Genomic DNA, 22,257 nt, shown 5'->3' on the forward strand with positions numbered 1-22,257 from the left:
CCCCTCATTTAAACACTATACTTTCAGTACCCAATTTCATTGATTCTTCTCAAGGACTTCACTCAGCATGGACAATCATAAACAAAGAGCTTTTTGCGCCGTTGTGGGCGCATTGGTTGGAGACGCTGCTTCAATGGGGCTGCATTGGCTGTATGACCAAGAGAGGATCTTACAGGTAGCTGGCTTTGAGCCAGAATTTCGTTCGCCAAACCAGTTCGATTATCAAGACAAAGGATATTTCGCGCACCAAGGAAAAACCGCAGGCGATCAATCGCAATACGGTGCTCAGTTATTGGCGATGGTCGACAGCCTAGTCGACAATCAACAGTACAATGAAGCGAGTTACATTAAACACTTCCGCTTCTGGTTTGATTTTGGTGGCAGCTGGCAAGGCTACATTGATAAAGCCACTCGTATGAGCTTGCTGAACATACATCAATTAGAGCTAGCTGATGCCCCAATCACTGCTTGTGGCGCAGATGACACCCAGCTACCTGCTGTTTCAAAGCTAATTCCTTTGGTGGCGTGTACTTACACTTCTCACACTTTACCAGCGATGGTCGATAGCGCAGTGCGAGTCACCAACAATAACGATAAAGCGGTAGAGTGGGCACAAGCCATCACACTACTGATTCAAGCTGCGATACAAGGTAATTCACCACTACAATCGGTAGAAATGGTAAGACAAACCTGCAGCAAGTTTATACACGATCAAATCGATGAAGCACTGGCTGAACCTGAGCTTTCAATAACAGATGCCGCGAAGAAGTTTGGACTGCATTGTGAACTGAGTGCCGCGTTCCCACTGCTGATTCGCATCATTGCGGGTGCTCAGAATTATAAACAAGGCATTCGCGACAACATCTTATGTGGCGGTGACAGTTGCGGGCGTGCAATTGTGATTGGCGCGGTATTAGCGGCGTGTTTCTACGAAGAAGATGGCGCGATTCCAACTGAGTGGCTTAGTAAGGTAAACCTTAATGGCGGTGTATTGTCTCTGCCGATTGAATAACATTTTTCGTTCAAGAATCAATGACTATGGCAATAACGTAAAGGTGCCATAGTCATCTAATCAACGAATCATCCAGTCAGCTAGCCTTCAAAATCACTGACTTCCCATTTATTGCTCACTTCGTTCGTCAACAATTCCTGAAAAGGTTCAACATCTTTCTGTTCCCACAAGTCAACTTGCACATTGAAAAAACGGTCTTTCTGTTGAGTCGCATAAACAAACAGTGGAGAGACCGTTACAGCGTTCTCCTTAATGGTATGCTCAATACCTAAGTCAACGCTAAGAAATGATTTACCACCATTGACAGCAAGGCCACGACGCATATTGCATCGGAACTGCGTTAAGATGTAATTTCCCGGTTTGATACCATCAAACAGTGCGTATTTAGCGTCTTCATATACAAACATACGTAGGGTTTGTGGTTCAGAACCAACCAAGTTCCCATCAATTTTTTCTTTTAAATCAAATACGAAGGTTTCACATGGGTATGTCGAGTCGTGCTTAGAGATAATCGTTGCAATAGCGAGTGCACCATTTCCCTGTGGTTCTGACAATGTATCTGTAGCTGTATTTGGAAGTGTTTTACAACCTGTAATCCCGATAGCCAATGCAGCAATTAAAAAACGTTTCATATAAAGCCTTTATTATTATCACTGAAATCATGCGCAGACACTATCATTAAAAACAAAGACTCCAACCACAAATTTATAAAAGAGTGATATTGTTAACATTGTTTTATTTATCAATAACTAACATAAAAAATCTCCACTTTGATTTATCCAATAGAGTCACTTTCAAGGAAGATCTCTTCAAGTTGTTCATTGTTAACTAAGAGGCGTTTGTAGATACACCTCCCATGTCTATGAATGCATTTTTATGCCAGTCGTTTAAATGTTATCCGTTTAAAGAATATCTATTTACGCCACATATAGACAAACTGGTCGTTTTGCGAGGTGATTTCAAAGCCAAACCTCAAGTACAACTCCCCAACTCGATTACCTTGTAAATAACACAACGCCACAGGCTTATTGAGTTTGGCTGCTTGAGCTAAGCAATCCGTTAAAACTTGGCTACCAATGCCCTTTCCATGATACTCAGGTAACAAAAAGAATCGGCAAAAATAGAAGTGATCGTCTTTGTCTTGAAGTAACACACTGCCAATCGCTTTGCCTTGATGTTCAATGATCTCGGGCCGTTCTTCAGCCCACTCTTCGGCGTGTATATCTCGTTGAACTTGCTCATCCCAACCAAATACAGCCTTGATTGGCTCAAACTCCGCGGCTTTTTTTAGATCGAACAGAAATTCATAATCTGATGACTGAGCGGGTCTTATCGAATACTTCAAAATATCTCCATATAAATCCTATTCCCGCCAACTAATCGTCTGACTAAGCCCTACAATACATGGTGTACTCTTGATGCCCTGTGTGCTCATCGGCTTGTTCACTTACGATCTTAAAACCTTGAGAAAGGTAGAACTCAATGGTCGCTTGATTCTCTTTGTACACATTCAATAACAAGTTCGGACATTCAAGCTTGGCATGTTGCATGAGCTGTTTCCCGATGCCACTCCCTTGATGCTCAGGGCGGACAAAGATCGCCGCTAGTATCCCTTCGTAAAGTGAATAGAAGCCGCGAACCTGACCATTGACTTGATACACATAGCTCTGTGATGCAGGAATATATAGGTCGCGCATATTAGCCACTTGCGACTCCCAAAACTCAGGAGTCACAAAGTCATGGGCTTTTATCGAGGCGGTTAACCAAAGATTTAAAACGGCTTCAATATCGGCTGGGTTGTACTCTCTAATCATCTTAATTCTCAGGCAATTAATATTGTTTAAACTGCGAACCAATATGCCAAGAAGCGACGTAAATTCATTGAAGATTTACGACAATGTCCCAGTCAGAATTATTGAACGGTAATGATAGACCAATACCATTGGCCGCTATTGTTTCTTAACGTATTTCGCCGTAACGAGCATTTCACCGCCACCATCCAGCTTGCAATCTAACTGATGATCTTTGCCTTCACTAATTCGTCTGATTACCGCTTTAGTGCCTATTTTCAGTACAGAAGAACTGCCTTTAATTTTTAGATCTTTAATGAAGGTAACTTTATCGCCAGTGTCTAATACAACACCATTCACGTCCTTTACACGCGCGGCTTCTCTTTCTAAACGCTCCTCTTCTGGGTTCCATTCATAGGCACACTCAGGGCAGATTAGGTTGTTTTGGTCTGGATAGACATATTCAGATTGGCATTGCGGACAAGGAGGTAAAGACATACGTTAATACTTAATTTAAATAGAATTTACGTCCATTTTAATGACTCTTGCTAGGCTTAGCGAGCACAAACCTAACAAATTATCTCAAGATAAACCTAACGTCGGAAAAGAGCGGCTCTGAAACGGACAAACACAGCCGCTAAGCTGTGTTTGTTTATGAATCGAGTGTGCCTGAGCGACAGTTGTAAGCTAGTCAGATTAACGCTCTACTTTTGGTGAGTAGATCGAATACGCCGTGATTTGTCCTGCCACAATCGCGGAGAACATAAACAGCGCCGATAAACCGATACTCGGGATCGGCAAGATTGATTGCTCAAACACAGATTGACTCGCACTCACCAATACTCGGCTACCCGGAACCAAGATGATGATACCCTGCACGATGTAAATAGAGCCGGTGAGCTCCATCTTTTTAGCAATCCAAGTTCCGTACAAAGTAATAAGAACCGTGGTTACCCAAGTACCCACAACCCAACCACTATCAAAACCAAGGTAGAACGGCCCCCACATGCCAAGAACCGCAACTGGCAAGCCAAGCAAAATGTCTTTAGGGCGCGCATTGAACATTACCCCGATAGACACAGAGATCAGCACTAAACCCGATATATGCATCCACGTGGGCACTGCATTGATATAGTCAATAGAGACCGCTTGTCCCCATATCGCTTCACCAATATTGAGACCCATGATAATCCCAACAAACAATTTGATTAGGGTTAAGGCACTCTGGCCGAGCAAACTAGTACCTGAAACTAAATCATTAAAGGCCAAACACTCTAAAGCGTTGGCTATAGATAAACCGGGGACAAACAAGACGATAGAGGCAATACACAACGCCCAAACAGGTATTGGTAGCCCTGTACTCGCTAAAAAAGCCACGAAGATACCCGTTAACAAAGCTGAGATGAACTCAACCGCGATAGCACGACGTGAATGAAGAACTTGCTGACAGACCCAAACCATTAAACCCAACAACGCAGAGAAACCGACCGCTTCCAGCGTACTGCCAACTAGCATTAAATACGCAGGTGGAATCCCCATATTGGCAAGTGCAGTCACAAATTTAGAGTAACCGACAGGCTCTGGGACTGGTTCGCTACTAGGCTGATTAATACGAATGATGGTATTGGCCAACAAACTCAGATTAATTGAAGCTGGCTTTAGACGCTTAAGAATTACGGCGTTGTTATCGTCTGGGAATTGATAATTGATCGCGGTTGGCGTCGCTTGAATCATCACATCAACGCCGTGCTTTTTTGCATAGAATTGTGTATATTTTTCAAGCTTATACGGAGCACAACCACTGCGGTGAAGAGTATCACCAATTTCAACAATTTTGTTAATTCGGTACTGAGAAGGCATGGGTATTTGAGGCGAGACAAAATGTGCGGCAAATGTACCAAACGATAGACGGAATGACGAGACTTTTGCGTGAATTATCAACTAAATTCGTTACTTTTTTCGTCAAAGACTTAGAAGCATCGATAACTCTACTTATTTGTAATTAGTTTAATGAATATAACGCATCGTTCGAAAGTTAAAACTATGCATCCACACTGTTATTAAAATACTCGAAAATTCGGTTTAGAATCAATTTGTGTTAACACACGTAACCTCGAACTTTGCTCTTACTTTGGACCTATTTGGGATATAAATGGCCACCAATGTAACTTTATCGAATCGAATGAAACGCTTCCCTATTACAAATAATGGTTATCTAGATAACGGTTATTTGAGAGCCTCCTGCTTAACGAGATTTTAGTCACATTTTATTCACTCTCAGGACGCCAGATATGATTGAAAAACTAGCGGAGTGGTGGTTATGCGAGCACTTAGAATAAAAATGAAAGAAAAAGGTTTCGTTTTCAGTTAGATGTGGCATTATCAAACTCGTTAAGACGATGTGCGTACATCGTATAATGGCTATTACCTCAGCCTTCCAAGCTGATGATGCGGGTTCGATTCCCGCTGTACGCTCCACTCTTCTTGATGCCTCAGTCTTACTCTTAAGACAGTGTGCGTGCATCGTATAATGGCTATTACCTCAGCCTTCCAAGCTGATGATGCGGGTTCGATTCCCGCTGCACGCTCCAACTTCTGTTTAGTTTCAAATTCTCTTTATTTACAGTACCCCTTTAGATCCACCATCTCCTCTTAGCTTCAAAACCTAAAACAATTAAAACTACGCACTTCACTGTGTGATTTCTTGTATTAAAAAAGAGCAATACCAAATGATATTACTCTTTGAATATTCTTAATTTAATTGATTACCTCAATCAAGCTGCCCTTCATCTAAAGCAGAAGTAACCCATACTAGCGGCGCATTCCAGTTGATGGTTATCTCGTTCAACGTCCAAGCTCCAATATTATCGCTGTAACACGTTTGTCCAACACACTTGCCTTTCATCACAGCGGCAATAGGATCACTAAAACTTACCGAATTTGGGCCTCCAATTAACGCACCCGGTGCTGGTTTTGGTGAACTTTCATCAGCAGCGTAAGCCCAGAATCGATGATGAGGATTCTCAGCAGGTTTCGTTCCATAACCAGTAACATAAGAGATATTCATCGGGTTGCCTCCGAGGATATAATCCATCGCACTAGCCGCCGCTTTGATGTAGAGAACATCATTGGAAAAATCGTGAGCGTAAATCAAAAAGATACTACGGTTTACAAGGTTGGAGTTTGAGCCCCACGAATACTCTTCGACGGTATAAGGGATGTTGTAGCCTTCATTGGCAACTTGCTTAGTATAAGATTCTGCCGTTTTAATGATGTTCTTACGTGCTTGTTCAATAACTTGGTTGTCCAATGAGTTAGGTACCACGGCTAAACTCACGGTGCCCGCAGGCGCTATATACTGCCAATACATGTCACCATCGGCATTGATATTACCTTTAGGCACTTCAAGATAGTGTCGCGAATCAACCAATACCTCTTTATAAGCCTCATCATTGGTTGTGATAAAGAGCTCGGCCGCAGCCCAGTATCGCTCATCACTCAATTCGATATCATCATACGGCCCTGACCCCGTGAAGTTGTCGTAAGCATAGATATCTTGATGTTGATTTGCGGCGTTCCACGCTTTGGTCGCTGAATCCAAACATAACTGCGAGAAATCACTGTCGATATCTTTCCAAATACGTGCACACTGAGCACCAATGGCGGCCAAATTCAATGAGGCCGCAGTCGTCGGATAACCAACATAGCGTTTCTGAGTATCTTTGTGTGGCGGTAATGGCATGCCTGTCCAAGACTCATCCGCGATCTTGTGAAAAGCCAACCCTCTCGCGTTAATTTCGGTAAGTTTGAGGTTTTTACTCGCAGACTGATTACCAACAGGAACGGCGATAGGCGTGTCAGAATCAACTTGCATCGCTAACATGAACTCTATGTTCCAGCGAGCTTCAGACAACAACGGGTTAACGCCATTGGTTGCTTCAGGGATTTTTACTTTGCTCTCTGAAAAAGGAAGTGATTTGTTCTCTAAGAACTTCCCTCGCTCAAATAGGTTCAAGAGTGTCCATGTTGAGATGCCACTGTTCACCGTATATTTACCATGATCGCCTGCATCGTACCAGCCACCGGTCGCATCAATCGTCAGATCGCAGCCAGGCCATTTATTTCCCCAACTATCGACTTTATCAAAACATGTTGCAGTATCGGACATGTGACCCCCGGGCCTCGCAAGATCCTCACGTTGAACAAACTCTGGCTTTATTTCAATGCCGCTGCGATTTTGATAGAAGTAAGACAAAGCATCGAGCTTCAACTTACTATAAACATCGTTTCGAATATCGAACGGATAACTGACATCATCGCCGACTTCGATCGTTAAGCCTTTCATTGTGTCTGTATAGTTTGAAAGATTAACTCGGTGAATGTGCTCACCCGACGCTTTATTCAGGCCGAATACTTCAGTTTTACCAAGATCAAGGCTGATCCCGGAATGAGATATTAATGTCCATTTCAAAGGTGTCGTCGACGTATTTTCAACGAAGATAAATTTATCGGATTGAGGTAAGAAGCCAACTTGATTGGCTCGAATAGGCATCTTAGTCGCCACTTTTACAAATGGCTTACCTACGACAGAAACATTGTCTACACAGATGATACCTTCCTTCTGTGCGCCTAATTGAAACTGGAATTCTGTATCGGCGTCACTATCAAGTTCGTGTACAAAATCAAACGTATAGCTTTGCTTGTCTGTTGATATACCCACGTCACTTAGAAAATAATGCGTATAAGGAGGCCCTTCATGTTGGATCAAGGCTTTCATCTCAGTATCAATATTCGCATATGCATCGAACGATACCTGATATTTCTGACCTTGCTCTAAGCCAATATCGCTATGGCCTAAAATGATATCCCAAGAATTTTTTCCTGGGTTTTTAATATCAATACACGCTTCATTACTTTCTGTAGCTATGTTGGCGCCAGCATTCCACCAACCATCCATATTGCCTTTAAAGTGACTATTTCTAATCTGCTCTTCTGCGTGAATAGCTCCAGAAGATAAAATCATGATAATCGCGAGAGATAACGTTCCTTTTTGCATCATTATTCCTTAGAGATGTTTCATATATCCAAAGAAACTAGCGAAATAGATTCAATAATAGAGCGTTAACATTCGCAAAAAATGGACTCGTAAAAATAAATATTATGATTTCTTGTGATGTTTAACACTAAGGAACAAGCTCATGAATCAATTGCATGGATAGCCAAAACAATATTGTGCTAGTGCTTCTCAATTAAACTCAGATTTCATAAAAGTGCGGGTTTAATAATCTTGGTCAATATCCAAAAAAGCAGTTGTGTTAATGTGCGCGCATTAGCAACAACCAAAAATAATTAAAAATGTTTAAAAACAATGCGTTAACAATAAACATAGAAGCAATCAATATCGCACTGTCAAAAGTCGAAAATGCGAACAAAATTCAGCTTAATACGTTGAAAGGTTATGTGAGCGGTGTTTTTCAAGGTAGTTGTCATCATTTGCTTGCTTATTAAGCAGCTTCTCTTTCTGGATTCAGATGAACGTCACCAACAGGCGCACAGTTCCTGATATCACCAGACCACCGCTCAGGCTTTCGCTGTTTTGCAGCGAACAATACCTCTACACGACGCTTCAAGATCTCTTTATCTTTTCCATTGTGACGCTCTGAAGGCGTGACGTAATTTAGCTTACTGTGCTTGTGCTCGGTGTTGTACCAGAGTACGAAGGCTTCAACCCAACTTCGGCTACTATCGAGACTTTCAAAGCCCTTTGTTGGCCAGTTTGGCATGTACTTAACTGTACGGAACAATGACTCGACATAAGGGTTATCATCACTGACTCTTGGGCGACTATATGACGAGGTAATACCTAACTCTTCCATTTTAGCTTTGAACGTCAACGACTTCATTGGCGCACCATTATCCGAGTGAAGAACCAGCGCTTGATTAAAGCACTGCTCTCGCATCAACGTCCTTTGCAGAAGTTGTGACGCCAGCTCACCGCATTCATGCTCATACACTTCATAACCAACAATTTTTCGACTGTAGATGTCCTCAATGACATACAGGTAATAATGTTGACCTCGAACCTTTGAGGGTAAGTAAGTGATATCCCAAGTATAGACTTGGTTCGAGTCCGTCGCTGTGTAACTGGTTGGCTTCGCTTGCTTCTGTCTGCTCCGCTGACGACCTCGCTTGTGAAGTTGCCCCTGCGTACTCAACACTCGGTAGTAGCTCGACTCAGAGGCGATGTACTCACCTCTATCAAGCAATGTCGGGACGATTTGAGTTGGAGGCAAGCTTGCGAACTCTGAGCGGTTACACACCTCGATTATCGCATCACGCTCTTCCTGCGACAGCTTATTAGCAGGCTCAGGCCTGAGGCATATTGGCCTTTTGTCAGCTTGTACTTCTCCTTGCTGATACCAGCGACGATATGTTCTCAAGTCGATTTGAACTTCATGGCAAGCTGGCTCTAAACGACATCCACATTGCTTCGCTTCAAGGATAAGAGTCACTATGGTCTGCCTTTCATCGGTTGAGGTTAGTCGTCCTCTGGCTCTTCCCCGTAAAAGGCTCTCAGCTTTTTTCTTAGTACCAAGAGGGCGGCCGTTTCAGCGAGTGCTTTTTCTTTGAGTCGTAAATCTTTCTTCAACTCTTTGATTTCAAGTTTGTCAGCTTTAGCCTGCTTCTTTGCTTCAGCTTCGTGCTCTTTACTCGACTTAAACCCTTGCATACATTCGCTGCGCCAGCTTTGGATTTGTTCTGGGAAAAGGCCTTTTTCACGACAATATTGGCTGAGTTCACTTTCTGTCATTGAGTAGGTTTCAGCGACAATGGCTAGTTTAGTTTGAGCAGACCACTGCTCTGATGAAGTGTTACTATTTGGCACGGCGGCTCCTGAACGTCTGAGTTGCTGGCGCCAATGATACAGGGTCGCAGTACTGATTCCTTCCTCTTCCGACACTTCTTTAACTGACATCGAATAGGGAGGTAATAGCTTCTTCAATATAGCTTCTTTTCTTTCTATTGAGATACGAGACACAATTACTCTTTATCGCCCAGACTGGTTAAATTTTAACAGTGACAACTACCCTGCCAGATAGGGTGAGCAGCGAACCAGAACAGGCCGTGCTTGCGTTTCGTTCTTTGAATGAAGTGGAATCGATCGACGACAAGCTTAAGAAGATCATGTCAGAGCTACCACACCTCAGTGGTGAAGCACACCACTTACTGGAAACATCGATCCTATTACAGTAGTGGCCAAGAAAGATAAGTCTCAACTAGCGTGATGAGCTAAGACTTATCTTTTAGCTTTCTGTTTTAGTACTTTTCTAGCAGCTATTTCTAGCTCTATTAGATAATGCCTAAAGCGTTATCGACTTCGCCATGCCCGCTTCCGCATGTCCTGGAATATTGCAGGCAAATTCGACTTGATTATCACCGTGGAAATGCCACAGCATCTGCTTCGCTTTGCCCGACTTAACTGTGACTGTACTGCCCGAATCATGAGCGTGATTCCCCATATTTTTCATCATTTCACGATGCTCCAATTGCTCTGAAGCAGAGCCAATCGAGAATTCGTGATCAATCTTGCCGGTATTCATCACAACAAACTGCACTACGTCATTTGGCTCTATATCGACCTTGTTTTTAAATGTGATTTTCATATCATCACTTAGCAGTACATGAACCACTTTATCGGGCTTCGCGCCTTTAGCTGGCATCCCAACTTCTGACATACCTTCCATGTCCATCATTCCATCCATATTCATCATCTTCGAATGGTCCATCTTTCCACCCTTCATAATGCTGTGATTCATATTTGAATGATCCATCTCTCCATTTTTCATCATTGAGTGATCCATGCCTGAATGATCTTTACTTGAATGGTCAAGAGCAGAGTGATCCATTTCAGCAAAAGCCGTTGCAGTGGTCAGTGTTAGAGCGATAGCAATTAGTGTCTTTTTCATGGTCGTTCCTTAGATTAATTCTGTTTTATGTTAGTTTCACATATTCATGTGGTGCGCCCTTACCTACCCCTATATCGCAAGTAAGGGCTTCATAGTCAGTGCGTTATTTGCTTGTCTCGTTTTGGCTCTGAGTAATCTCTCGCTGTTTCCAGAGCTTAAAGATTGCAGGCAACACCAGTAGGGTGAGCAACAGCGCAGAAGCCATTCCGCCTATCATCGGCGCGGCAATTCGTTGCATCACTTCCGAACCAGTACCCTCGCCATACATAATTGGAATGAGACCAATGATCACCGTAAGAACCGTCATCATCACAGGGCGCACACGCAGTCCTGCGCCTTCTCTAATGGCATCGGTTAGATCAGCTTGTTGAAGCGTTTGTTGGTTTTGTTCTGCATCGAGCTTTTTGTAGTGCCACGCTTGGTTGAGATAAACCAACATGATCACGCCTATCTCGACCGCAACGCCTGCAAGTGCAATAAAGCCAACACCCACCGCAATCGAGAAGTTGTAATTTAGGAAATGCATCAACCACAGTCCGCCCACCATAGCCAAAGGAAGTGTTGCCATGATCATCATCACTTCACCGACGCGGCGGAAGCTTAGGTAGAGCAACAACATGATGATGGCGATGGTGATCGGCACAACGACACTCAAACGCTCCTTCGCACGCTCCATGTATTCGTATTGACCAGACCAAGCGAGCGAGTAACCCGCCGGTAATACAACTTGTTCGGCAACGACTTTTTGCGCTTCAGCCACGTAAGAACCTAAATCACGACCATCAATGTCCACGAACACCCAACCGTTAGGGCGTGCGTTCTCCGTTTTGATCATCGGTGGGCCATCTTCATAACGAATATCAGCAACATCAGAGAGAGCAATTCGCGCACCGTTTGGTGTCACTAACGGCAGGTTCTGCAACTTAACGACAGAGTCACGATAGCTTTGTGGATAGCGGACATTGATTGGGTAACGTTCTAGCCCCTCAACGGTTTCGCCCACATTCATGCCACCAACCGCAGTCGAAATAACCTGTTGCACTTCTTTAATGCTCAAGCCATATCGCGCAGCCGAGCGACGTTTGATGTCTATCGTCACATAACGACCACCAGCCACACGTTCGGCATACACAGAAGCCGTACCACTGACACCATTCAAGATAGGTTCAAGTTGCGAACCAATATCTTCAATCACGCTCAGATCCGGGCCTGCGATTTTGATACCAATGGGGGTTTTAATACCAGTCGCTAACATGTCGATACGGGTTTTGATTGGCATAACCCAAGCATTGGTTAAACCGGGGAACTGAATCAGATCATCAAACTCTTTACGCAGCGACTCCGTAGTGACGCCGTCACGCCACTCATCTCGCGGTTTAAGCTGAATCACGGTTTCAATCATGGTTAACGGTGCAGGATCGGTTGCCGTCTCTGCTCGACCAATTTTGCCCCATGTGGTTTCGACTTCTGGAATGTTTTTGATGAGCTTGTTGGTTTGTTGCAACAACTCACGAGCCTTACCTATTGAGATACCCGGATACGTGGTTGGCATGTACATCAAATCCCCTTCGTCCAAAGGAGGAATGAACTCACTACCAAGCTTGCTGGTTGGGTAATAGGCAGACGCCATTAAGCCAAGTGCGATAACAATCATCACCTTTGGATATTTTAAGCTGAGGTTTAGAAGCGGCTTGTACATCGCCACTAAACTGCGGTTAACTGGATTCTTGTTTTCAGGTAACACGTTGCCACGAATAAAGTAGCCCATTAACACAGGCACCAGCGTGATTGCCAAACCGGCTGCTGCAGCCATCGCATACGTCTTGGTAAACGCAAGTGGCGAGAACATCTTGCCTTCTTGCCCTTCTAGCGCGAACACAGGCACAAAGCTCAAGGTAATGATAATCAGAGAGAAGAACAGCGGCGCGCCAACTTCTTCTGCCGCTTTGCCAATTACCTGCCAACGGTTTTTGTCAGTGAGCGGAGTCCGTTCAATGTGTTTATGAACGTTCTCGATCATTACTATGGCACCATCTACCATGGCGCCAATCGCAATCGCAATCCCTCCAAGAGACATGATATTGGCGTTAATACCCTGCCAATGCATCACAATGAATGCACCCAATATACCGACAGGCAGACTTAGAGCGATAACCAACGACGAACGGATATGGAACAGAAACAGCGCACACACGATCGCAACCACGATGAACTCTTCAGCCAGCTTCTTCCAAAGGTTTTCAACGGCTGAATCAATCAAAGTCGAACGGTCATAAGTCGCGACAATCTCGACACCATCAGGTAAGCCCGCTTGCAGTTCAGCGAGTTTGGATTTAACCGAGTCGATCACTTCACTGGCATTTTCACCAAAGCGCATCACGATTACGCCGCCAACGGCTTCACCTTCACCATTGAGTTCAGAGATACCACGACGCATTTGTGGTCCAAGGTTGATGTCAGCAATGTCACCTAATAGCAGCGAAGTACCTTTGTCGGTCACTTTCAACGGCAGAGATTGAATGTCTTCGATGCTTGTGAGGTAGCCGGTTGTACGAACCATGTGCTCGGCTTCCGCAATCTCAACCACTGACGCACCGGTTTCTTGATTACCATCTTGGATTGCCTTGTTGACTTGCTGAAGCGTTAGGTCGTAAGCACGTAACTTGGCAGGATCAATCTGTACTTGGTACTGCTTCACCATGCCGCCAACGGTCGCCACTTCAGACACGCCTTCTACGGTTTGCAGCTCGTATTTCAAGAACCAATCTTGCAGACTACGAAGCTCTGCTAAGTCGTGCTTACCGGTTTTGTCTTGCAGTACATAGCTGTAAACCCAGCCTACACCAGTTGCATCTGGTCCTAGTGTTGGCTTCGCACTCGATGGCAAGTTAGGTGCAACTTGGCTTAAGTACTCCAACACTCGTGAACGCGCCCAGTACATATCGGTATCGTCATTGAAGATGATATAGACATAGGAATCACCAAAGAACGAGTAGCCACGAACCGTTTCTGCACCCGGAACGGCTAACATCGCCGTTGTGAGCGGATAGGTCACCTGATCTTCGACTACTTGAGGCGCTTGCCCCGGATAGCTGGTTTTGATGATCACCTGGACATCAGAAAGATCTGGGATAGCATCGACGGGCGTATTTTTAACGCTGTATAAGCCGCCAAATACGATGGCGACCGTGGCAACCAGAACCAAGAATCGGTTACTGATGGACCAACGAATGATTGCATTGATCATAGTTCGCCCTCACCCGTGCTATTCGTCGGTTCAAGAGATTTGAGCACATAATCAGAACCTTGCTTCGCCACTAGAAACCGAATGCTTTGACCCTCGGTAAACTCGGATAAATCAAGGTCATCACTTACTTGGAAGTTCATTTCACCCGCCTTCCAATTCCAGTCAGGCACTGGCTTGTGATTTACGGTGATCATGCCAAAATCTGCCATCAACATAGTGATGTCACCTGTTACCCAAACTTCGCCAGCGATCTTGTGTTTGTTGACCTTGTAATCAACAACCTCGTACTGCCCTGACTCTGTCTTTCTCATCTCAAAATCAATTGCCTTACCACGCTGCACGTCACTCATGTCCAAGCCTTCCGCAAAGGTGAAGTTCATCACCATGCCCGGCCAATCCCATTCTGGAACAGGCTGATGGTTAATCGTCACCATGCGACTGCCTTGCATAACATCGGAAATTTCACCGTTTGCCCATACAGTTTCAGCATCTTCCTCAACACCATTGATGCGCGACAGATCAGCTGATTGGCTAGATTCAGAATCCAACATGAAGTGCGCAGAAGTGACAATGTTTTTGCCTTGCTCCAGCCCTTGAAGCACCTCTATTTTTTCGCCAGCTTCACGACCAACCTCAATACGAGCAGAACGATACTTTCCAGAACCTTCTGACATTACCACTCGAGTCATACCACCGGAGTGAATCACCGAAGATCTTGGGATAGTAAGAACGGCTTCATCACTAATGGGTTTCAGCGCAATATTGGCAAACATATTTGGCTTTAGCTCGCCGTGGGGATTGGAGAACTTCAAACGAACGCGCAAAGTTCGAGTTTTTGGGTCAAGGATTGGGTAAACGTAATCGACATTACCTAACCACTCTTTGCCGGGAATCGCATCTAGAGTCATCACCGCATTGCTGCCTGATGAGATCCAGTGCGCTTGGCGCTCAAACACTTCGGCATCAACCCATACTTCCCCTAGTGGGCCTGCACTGATCACCGCTTGTTCTGGTGAAAGGTAACCACCTTCTCGAATATTCAGACTTGCAATGACACCATCGGCTGGCGCTTTAATTTTAATGGTTTGCGAAGCTTTGCCTTGTCGCGTAATAGCGCGGATTTGCGTCTTATCAACACCCAAGGTAATCAAGCGTTCAGTCGAGCCCTTGATCAAACCTTTACGACCCGTTTTATAAGCACTGATCAACTCTTCTTGTGCTTTAACAAGCTCTGGAGAATAGAGTGTGAAAAGCACATCACCTTTGTTTACCTTCTCACCCACTGCGTTGATATAGAGCTTCTCAACCCAGCCAGCTGCTCTTACGTTGGTTTGCCACAATGTACTTTCATCAAACGCCACATAACCCACGGTTTCAATCCGAGGAGACAACGCTTCAAAGTTAACTGTTGCTGTTTTGACACCAAGATTATTTTCTACCGACGGGTCGATAAACACAGTTCCCGCCTTGTCTGGTCCCGCACTTGAGTCATCCGCATAAACAGGAATTAAATCCATCCCCATTGGTGACTGCCCCGGTTTGTCTCGCTGATAATTTGGGTCCATCGGAGCCACCCAGTACAGAGGCTCATCCTTGGTTTGTTTACTTACTTCGGCGTCTGTACTCGTTGCCATTGCTGACATGTTATGTGCTGACCCAACGACAAAGTGATTCACACCAAACCCCAATGCACCACCGACCAATAAAGCGATTGTTGCTACTTTTACTGTATTCATTGTCTATTCCCTTATTGATTGGCTGTGTGTTTAGTTGCGCTTGAGTTGAGTTGTGGTTGGTTTACTTGGTATTCAAAACCACTGATTAACGCCGCCAGTTTGCTGTTAACGATATTGAGATCGGTGATCAAACGTTGTTGCTCTAACTTAAGCGCCAGCTCATCGGTCGTTGTTAAAATGACATCGTTAAACTGAGCGGTATTGTTTTGATAACCCCTTTCAACCGCGCTGATTCGGGCTGCGGTTTGAGGAAGCAAGGACGTTTGATAGCGATCTAATCGCTGGATAAGATTTGATCTGTCCACCAGCAATGCGTTCACTTGCGCGTTCATTTGGGAAAGTAAGGTGTCTTTTTGAGATTTAGCCGCACCAACTTGATACTGAGCAGCCGATAAGTTTTTATCTTGTCGATTCCCCGTAAACAGCGGAATGTCGACTGTCAGATAAGCACTCACCAAATCAGAAGCAGGTTCACCCGCCATGTTATTGGCTTGGCGGTACGCATACATCACTTCTACCCCAAACTGCGGGGTATAAGCTTGCTCGGCTAACTCAACCTGAGTTTGATTGGAGGAAATACTGACATCGGAGATCTTAACCAAAGGATGGTCAGTCAGTAGCTGGTAGTGCTTGGTTGAATCGGTATTGGTCGCTAATTTGCTTTCTAACAATGACCAATCGATTTGGTTAGTTGCATTCAATGTGCCCTGAGAATCAAGAACCTGAGAGCCTAGCCAATCAGAACCCAACCATTCAGAAAGCTGAGAGATTAAACGTCGTTGAACCTGTTGGTTTGCCTGAAGTTTCTCATCAAGCTTGCTCACTTGAAGCTGAGCATTAAGCAGATCTTGTGCTTCACTTTTACCAATCGAGTAATTGGTTTGTACATAATTTTCAAGCTCAAGCAACAAACGACGATTTTCACGCATAACACCTTCTGCGACTTTCTGGTAACCCAATTCAAGCCAAAGCTGCGTCATGCTATTCGCAACCGTCAATTCTCTTGCTTGCACCTGCAAAGCTAAAGCATCAGCCTGTTGGCCTGCCTTTTTCTGTTGGAGGTTAAGCGTATCGCCACGCTCAAACTGCTGCATCAACCCTACCGATATATTAGTCATCGGGTCTTCGTCGAATTGAAAGCTATCGACAGGCAAACCGCCAAATCCAACTTTTAATTTCGGGTCCATTAAGGTCGCGTTGGCAATGCCCGTTTCTCGCATCGCTTGAGACTGAGCAAAGTACTGTTTGCGATTTCCATCTTCGCTTAAAGCAATCTCAATCAGTGTATTGAGTTGCTGCGTCGAACTTGCTTGGTCATGTGCTGAAATATCTTGAGCATTTGAAGCTGACGCAGTGGTAGCCGCGAGCGTAGCACTTGAAAACAAGGCCATAGGCAAGGCAGCAGCAACCACTAAGCTCGTGTTCATGACAAACACAGAGGTTGTTGGTTTCATATTCACAATGAATGTCCATATCTAGCGCTAATTAGCGCATAAAAAAGAATGACTTATCAGATTTAGCTAACTGATAGAGCTGTATTTTTAGATATAGATTTATGCAGTGGGCGGGCGTAACAAAGATTGAGCACGTGCGACTTTCTGGCCAATCGTGACCGATTGAAAACGAGCTAATGAAAAGGAAAGTTGATCAACGGCTTGAACAGCCTGAATTGGATAGGGACTTGCAGAACACATTGAGGCACAGCAATCGGCACTCGAACAATGGTTACCCATCATCGAACTGCCGTCTTCGCTCATTGAAGACATATCGTATTGAGCCATCAAAGCATGGGCACTCATGTTAGAGTCTTCAGCGTGTACTTTTTCACTCATCACATGACACCCTGCCATTGAATCATTAACCGAAGTACCGCTGTGGTAACAAGCCGATTTGCTCGACCCCATTTCCATCATCATTACTTCAGTCATCAAGGCTGAGGAGCTTGAGGCATAGCTAGACATCAACATCGCAATGATGCTGAAAACAATAATCCAAGTTTTTCGGAATGTGTTTGTCATAGCTTACCTTTAGGTTTTCAAGGTAACTATAAAGGTTACCCTTAGGGTAAGGTCAATGATGAAGTACACAGATGTGATGAAATTGATGGTAGTTGCTGAATAGATGGACAAAAAGAACACTCAACAAGCAACTGAGTGTTCCTAATACTAAGTTCAATTAATCGTTTACCGGGGTTTGCGCATCATACTCAACTAGCGAATTTTTGAGTGCCTGTAGATCAGAACCACTTAAGTGCTTCCTCAATAATTCAAACTTATCTTCAGGCCAGTCGTATATTTTCATCGAAATCAGTTCTTCAATAACAGACTCGTCGAAACGGTATTTAACCACTTTCGCAGGAGAGCCACCGACAATGCAGTAGGGAGCGACGTCTTTTGTCACAACACTATTTGCAGCAACCACAGCGCCTTCACCAATCGTTACTCCTGGCATTATCATGGCTCGCATGCCTAGCCAAACACCATCTTCAATATGAGTGTCACCCTTGCCGATATACGCGTCTTCAATCACGTCCATAAACGGATACAGTGAAAACCAATCCACTCTGTGAGTATGATTTCCGCCCATGAGAATGACAACTTCTGCGCCAATGCAAACATAGTCACCAATATAGAGTTCGTCGATTTCCCATCGAGGCTCCCACTGGCGGCTGACTTCGTCACCATGTAAATAGCGTACTACCGATTGTTCGAAGCCATTATCCCAACAATCACTGTAATAACTGTGTTGACCTTTTACGTGAATATTGGGGTTGGTTACGATTTCATGCAGCAACTCGAATTTGGACCAATGCTTGTTTTGCATTTTTACCTCTGATTAATCTTTATTAGTTAAATATCAATATACTCGACCATACAGATTCAACGTGCACAGCTTCGCTGACGTAGTAGCAATGGGTGCCCTGATACATCAATAGTGTAGTCACAGTTGAAATGATCGTAATGCCGCTAAAACTAAAAAGGTGTCAGTGGATTCGAGGTTGCTTTAAGAGAGGAAGTAATTTCAAAGTTTGCTCAGTTGGTTATCGATAACTTGGTTAGATAATTTACAGGTGTATTGTATCCGTTAATGCACACTCATTTGACACAAGAATGTGATTAATAAGGTTTCAAATATCGTTTTTAGAATACAAGTTTGAGCCTGTAATTAACACAAACTCAAACTTAGACTCGCTTATTAATTTAGGCTTACGCTTGGGTCTAGGATCAGCGATTACATGCGAGCGAGCTGTACTTTTCTGTCTTTATTCACCACGCAAAAGTTGCCGCGCTTAGTACGACACTTAGAGCATCGCTCACATTCAACAGGACTTCTATCCCCTTCCTTCCAACGCTTAACTAAATGAGGCTCTGATAGCAGAGGTCTTGAAAGCGCGAAGTATTCAATACCCGTGTTATTAGCGATGGCTTCAATCGCATCGAAATCTGTCAATCCACCCACAGTGATCACCGGAATATTAACGTCTTGGCTGATAGCATGACCATATTCGTGAAAATAACCTTCAGCTTGAATAGTGAATCCATCGTGATATTCGCCAATCATGGTGTCGGCTTTACCATGGATGTTGCCTGACACCACGATGCCATCAACACCAATTTCTTCAAGCTTCTTACACACCGATCGAGTTTCATCAAACGTCACTCCGCCCTCGAAAAACTCAGAAGCTGTAAGCTTAACTAAGATAGGAAAGTCATCACCTACCAACTTACGAGTCGATGTGTAGATCTCAAGCAAGAATCTCATACGATTTTCTAAGCTACCGCCGTATTCATCTTCACGTTGGTTGTAATAAGGGCTTAAGAACTGGTTAATCAGGTAGGTGTGTGCAGCATGAATCTCAACGCCATCAAAGCCTGATTTTTGTGCTCTCAAAGACGCTTGAGCAAAGGCATCAACAATGTAGTCGATCTCGTCTTTGGTCATCGCTTTGCCTAGTGTTTGAGTTCCTTTTTCCGGAACCTCGCTTGGTGCGTAGATCACTCGTTCGCCAAGATCATGCGTGGTTTTGGTGCCACCATAAGCCAATTGCATTACTATGTTAGAGTCGTTGTCGTGCACCAGTTGAGTCAGTTTCTGATACTCTGCAATGAATGAGTCGTTATACATCCCCATCATGCCCGCATTAGGCTTTTCTTCTTCAACGATGTTCGCGTAACCCGTCACGATCAGGCCGACTTCACCTTGAGCCAACTCTTCGTAGATAGCGTACAGTTTATCTGTCATATGCCCATCCTCGGTGGCCATATTTTCCCACGTTGCACTTCTCATGAAGCGATTCTTTAGTGTCATCTTGCCAATGTGGGTTTCTGTAAACAAAGTGCTCAAGTGTCTTCCTCTCAAAATCGTATTACGCAAGTTACCCATTAAGCATGGGCACTGATTCAAGCGGATAGTACAGAGAATATGGCAGGTAAAACTTAATCTAGATTAAGAGAGCGGCACTCTTATATGAGAGAGGTATAGAAAGCATCAAAAAGAGATAAAAAAGATTGGAGAAATGGTAATAAAAGAAAGTCGCTCAACTTTAATAAGCGACTTTGTTCAATTTAATCTGGACTAAGTCAATGGTTCTTACGAGAGGTGTCCACCTGCGAATTGCTACCTGCTAACAGCTATTTAAACTCATAGGTGTAAGACGCACCAACACTGTTATTCTCACCGAAGTCATCCTCAGCAAAAATAGTGAAGAAATTGAACGACTGGGCGTCACTCAATTTGTAGCTAGCACCGACCCCTGCCCAATAGCCTGAATAATCATCAGAACCCATAGAGCCACCACCAAAGCCCATGATAGACCACTCTTCAGTTATCGTTTTCAGACCAAATGCACCAATATAACCGCCATGAGTCGAACTCGGCATCAATACATAATCAGAACCCACATTCTCATCATCGAATACCGCCACTTCACCATCGTTATAGCTGTAGCCAGCCATCGGGAAGATTTGCCAACCAAAGGGTTCGATATCGAAATAACTCAATGGAACAAATGTTCCGATACTGTAGTTATTCTTGTAAGCATCGTTGTCGTATTCAGAGCGACTAAAGTTGAAATTGACGATACCCAAAGGCAATAGCCATGAGCCGCCCACTCGCCATTCTTCGCCGTCTGCATTAACGCGCGCGTTGATCATTCGCGCTTCATCAAGCCCGATAGAACCCGAAAACTTAAGCTCTTCGTTATATGCAACGCCGGCTTTAGTTACGATCTTGGTTGGATCATCCGGATGCTTCTCTTCAGAAAAAGCACCCATCGAGCACAGTGTCATTGCTGCAACAATTAATAGATTATATTTTGTCATTAGAAGGTCGCACTAACGCCAACAAAGTGGATGCGACCGTCGAATGAGCCGTTTAGCAAAGTATTACCTTTTGGTCCACTTCGATTCATATCAACTGAACCTAAATCCGCATACTCGTAGAACATATCAATCAAGATATCATCCCAATACGTTGAAGCACCTACCGAATAGCGATACTGTTCGCCTACAGGAAGGTCAACCCACTGCATTGATGGATCATCTTGTGGTGAGGTCTCATAAGAGAAGCCGGCTTTCAAACGCCAGTCTGAGTTAAGTTGGTAATCTGCACCAACCGCAAACTTCCACACGTCGTCCCAATCGCGTTCAAGTGGAACACCACTAATTGGGCTTCCAGCAACACCAAAATCAAGAACTGTTGTATCCCACTCACTCCAACGATGTAATTGCACACTAGCCAATAAGTCGAGCTTTGGGTTAAGTGCGTAACTAGCGCTGATATCAACGATCTCTGGTAAAGCAAGATCCATAGCTAGAGAGTTAGAAAAATCTTCTACCCCTCTTAACTCATTATTAAACTCGTGCTCAAGCTTTGACCGATAGCTAGCACCCAACTTAAGTTTATCCGACGGCGTAAACATTACACCTAGGTTATAACCATAAGCCCAGTCAGTGTCTTGCTTTGCTGTAAAAACAGAGGATGACTGTTGTAACGCAGCCCAACTTAACTGGATACCGGCACCAACCGACCACTGGTCATTCAGTTGGTAGCTTAGTGATGGGTTTACTTGCATCGCAGTGAGGGTGATATCTTCTAAGAGTTCAGCTCCCGCCCACTCACTGCCGTAATCAAGGCTAGAGCCCCCTACTGCACCCAGCGCGATACCAAGGTGTAATTTGTCAGTCACTTGGTGAGCGTGAAAGGCACCAAATGACGGCATTACGGAATGAGCTTTACCATCTGGATTACCATCGTTGTCTTGATATTGCATCTCAAGATCAAACGCCATGGTGTTGATGGTCGTTTTGCTTTCGCCCATATGAGACATGGTGGCAGGGTTCATCCACATTGCAGCAGCAGAGCGAGTATAAACACCGTCCCCGGCGCCGGTAGTACCAGCATTGGCGACGACAGCTTCTTGTAAAAACAGACCACTTGCGAAAGCATTTAAACTTGTAAAAATTGCGGTGGCAGCTAGCGAGTAAGTAAAAGTTTTGTTCATCAG

At 44.3% G+C, this 22,257-nt stretch carries 18 protein-coding genes and 2 tRNA genes; 4 read left to right on the forward strand and 16 right to left on the reverse strand.

Translation table 11 applies throughout. The features are described 5' to 3' along the window. Positions 1 to 67: 67 nt before the first annotated feature. Entirely contained in the window at positions 68 to 1,012 is a 945-nt protein-coding gene (locus OCW38_RS19055) for an ADP-ribosylglycohydrolase family protein (protein ID WP_010430284.1), read from the forward strand. 80 nt (positions 1,013 to 1,092) lie between these two features. Here the strand turns inward: OCW38_RS19055 and OCW38_RS19060 are convergent, their stop codons facing one another. From OCW38_RS19060 to OCW38_RS19080, 5 genes are all read right to left on the reverse strand, one after another. After that, complete coding sequence (locus OCW38_RS19060) at positions 1,093 to 1,644, reverse strand: hypothetical protein (protein WP_010430287.1); 552 nt, start codon at positions 1,642 to 1,644, stop codon at positions 1,093 to 1,095. 281 nt (positions 1,645 to 1,925) lie between these two features. Then, a complete protein-coding gene (locus OCW38_RS19065; protein WP_010430290.1) occupies positions 1,926 to 2,357 on the reverse strand; it encodes a GNAT family N-acetyltransferase in 432 nt (143 codons plus the stop codon). Positions 2,358 to 2,400: 43 nt separating this feature from the next. Beyond that, positions 2,401 to 2,826: an N-acetyltransferase gene (locus tag OCW38_RS19070; RefSeq protein WP_010430294.1), complete on the reverse strand. Its 426-nt coding sequence runs from the start codon at positions 2,824 to 2,826 to the stop codon at positions 2,401 to 2,403. 135 nt (positions 2,827 to 2,961) lie between these two features. After that, positions 2,962 to 3,300 carry a zinc ribbon domain-containing protein YjdM gene (locus OCW38_RS19075; RefSeq protein ID WP_010430297.1) on the reverse strand — a complete coding sequence of 113 codons (339 nt, stop codon included), beginning with the start codon at positions 3,298 to 3,300 and terminating at the stop codon, positions 2,962 to 2,964. Positions 3,301 to 3,498: 198 nt separating this feature from the next. After that, positions 3,499 to 4,662, reverse strand: coding sequence for a threonine/serine exporter family protein (locus OCW38_RS19080; protein ID WP_010430301.1), 1,164 nt, complete (start codon positions 4,660 to 4,662; stop codon positions 3,499 to 3,501). Between the two features lie 543 nt (positions 4,663 to 5,205). On the opposite strand from OCW38_RS19080, the gene OCW38_RS19085 reads away from it, so the two are divergent. Together OCW38_RS19085 and OCW38_RS19090 are read left to right on the forward strand one after the other, a co-directional pair. Further along, a tRNA-Gly gene (locus tag OCW38_RS19085) sits at positions 5,206 to 5,280 on the forward strand. A 38-nt stretch (positions 5,281 to 5,318) separates the two neighbouring features. Beyond that, positions 5,319 to 5,393: transfer RNA gene (locus OCW38_RS19090), tRNA-Gly, on the forward strand. Between the two features lie 179 nt (positions 5,394 to 5,572). Here the strand turns inward: OCW38_RS19090 and OCW38_RS19095 are convergent. Together OCW38_RS19095 and OCW38_RS19100 are read right to left on the reverse strand one after the other, a co-directional pair. Then, positions 5,573 to 7,858, reverse strand: a complete 2,286-nt coding sequence (locus tag OCW38_RS19095; RefSeq protein WP_261895746.1) for a glycoside hydrolase family 9 protein — start codon at positions 7,856 to 7,858, stop codon at positions 5,573 to 5,575. A 448-nt stretch (positions 7,859 to 8,306) separates the two neighbouring features. Continuing rightward, a protein-coding gene (locus OCW38_RS19100; protein WP_391852436.1) for an IS3 family transposase occupies positions 8,307 to 9,841 on the reverse strand; the annotation gives its coding sequence in 2 pieces (ribosomal slippage) (positions 8,307 to 9,388 and positions 9,388 to 9,841; 1,536 coding nt in all). A gap of 29 nt (positions 9,842 to 9,870) precedes the next feature. Here OCW38_RS19100 and OCW38_RS19105 point away from each other — a divergent pair. Then, positions 9,871 to 10,056, forward strand: a complete 186-nt coding sequence (locus OCW38_RS19105; RefSeq protein WP_391852438.1) for a hypothetical protein — start codon at positions 9,871 to 9,873, stop codon at positions 10,054 to 10,056. Between the two features lie 107 nt (positions 10,057 to 10,163). On the opposite strand, the gene copI is transcribed toward OCW38_RS19105, so the two are convergent. The 9 genes from copI to OCW38_RS19150 all read right to left on the reverse strand — a co-directional run bounded on the left by copI (position 10,164) and on the right by OCW38_RS19150 (position 22,254). After that, positions 10,164 to 10,769: a copper-resistant cuproprotein CopI gene (gene copI, locus OCW38_RS19110; protein WP_261895749.1), complete on the reverse strand. Its 606-nt coding sequence runs from the start codon at positions 10,767 to 10,769 to the stop codon at positions 10,164 to 10,166. A 103-nt stretch (positions 10,770 to 10,872) separates the two neighbouring features. After that, the gene (locus tag OCW38_RS19115; protein ID WP_261895751.1) at positions 10,873 to 14,016 is read right to left on the reverse strand and encodes an efflux RND transporter permease subunit; all 3,144 of its coding nucleotides are present in this window, start codon (positions 14,014 to 14,016) and stop codon (positions 10,873 to 10,875) included. Next, the gene (locus tag OCW38_RS19120) at positions 14,013 to 15,752 is read right to left on the reverse strand and encodes an efflux RND transporter periplasmic adaptor subunit (RefSeq protein WP_010430328.1); all 1,740 of its coding nucleotides are present in this window, start codon (positions 15,750 to 15,752) and stop codon (positions 14,013 to 14,015) included. Before OCW38_RS19120 ends, OCW38_RS19115 begins: the two co-directional genes overlap by 4 nt. An 11-nt stretch (positions 15,753 to 15,763) precedes the next feature. Beyond that, positions 15,764 to 17,206, reverse strand: a complete 1,443-nt coding sequence (locus tag OCW38_RS19125; RefSeq protein ID WP_016768149.1) for a TolC family protein — start codon at positions 17,204 to 17,206, stop codon at positions 15,764 to 15,766. Positions 17,207 to 17,305: 99 nt separating this feature from the next. After that, positions 17,306 to 17,770 carry a hypothetical protein gene (locus tag OCW38_RS19130; RefSeq protein WP_010430346.1) on the reverse strand — a complete coding sequence of 155 codons (465 nt, stop codon included), beginning with the start codon at positions 17,768 to 17,770 and terminating at the stop codon, positions 17,306 to 17,308. Positions 17,771 to 17,927: 157 nt separating this feature from the next. Next, entirely contained in the window at positions 17,928 to 18,575 is a 648-nt protein-coding gene (locus tag OCW38_RS19135; protein WP_016785339.1) for a CatB-related O-acetyltransferase, read from the reverse strand. 408 nt (positions 18,576 to 18,983) lie between these two features. Beyond that, positions 18,984 to 20,039, reverse strand: a complete 1,056-nt coding sequence (locus OCW38_RS19140) for an NADH:flavin oxidoreductase (protein WP_010430350.1) — start codon at positions 20,037 to 20,039, stop codon at positions 18,984 to 18,986. 344 nt (positions 20,040 to 20,383) lie between these two features. Next, a complete protein-coding gene (locus OCW38_RS19145) occupies positions 20,384 to 21,073 on the reverse strand; it encodes a hypothetical protein (RefSeq protein WP_010430354.1) in 690 nt (229 codons plus the stop codon). After that, entirely contained in the window at positions 21,073 to 22,254 is a 1,182-nt protein-coding gene (locus OCW38_RS19150) for an OmpP1/FadL family transporter (RefSeq protein WP_261895754.1), read from the reverse strand. The genes OCW38_RS19145 and OCW38_RS19150 overlap by 1 nt, the downstream gene beginning before the upstream one ends. Between the last annotated feature and the right edge of the window lie 3 nt (positions 22,255 to 22,257).

It is taken from the genome of Vibrio cyclitrophicus (assembly GCF_024347435.1).
Taxonomy (GTDB): Bacteria; Pseudomonadota; Gammaproteobacteria; order Enterobacterales; family Vibrionaceae; genus Vibrio; species Vibrio cyclitrophicus.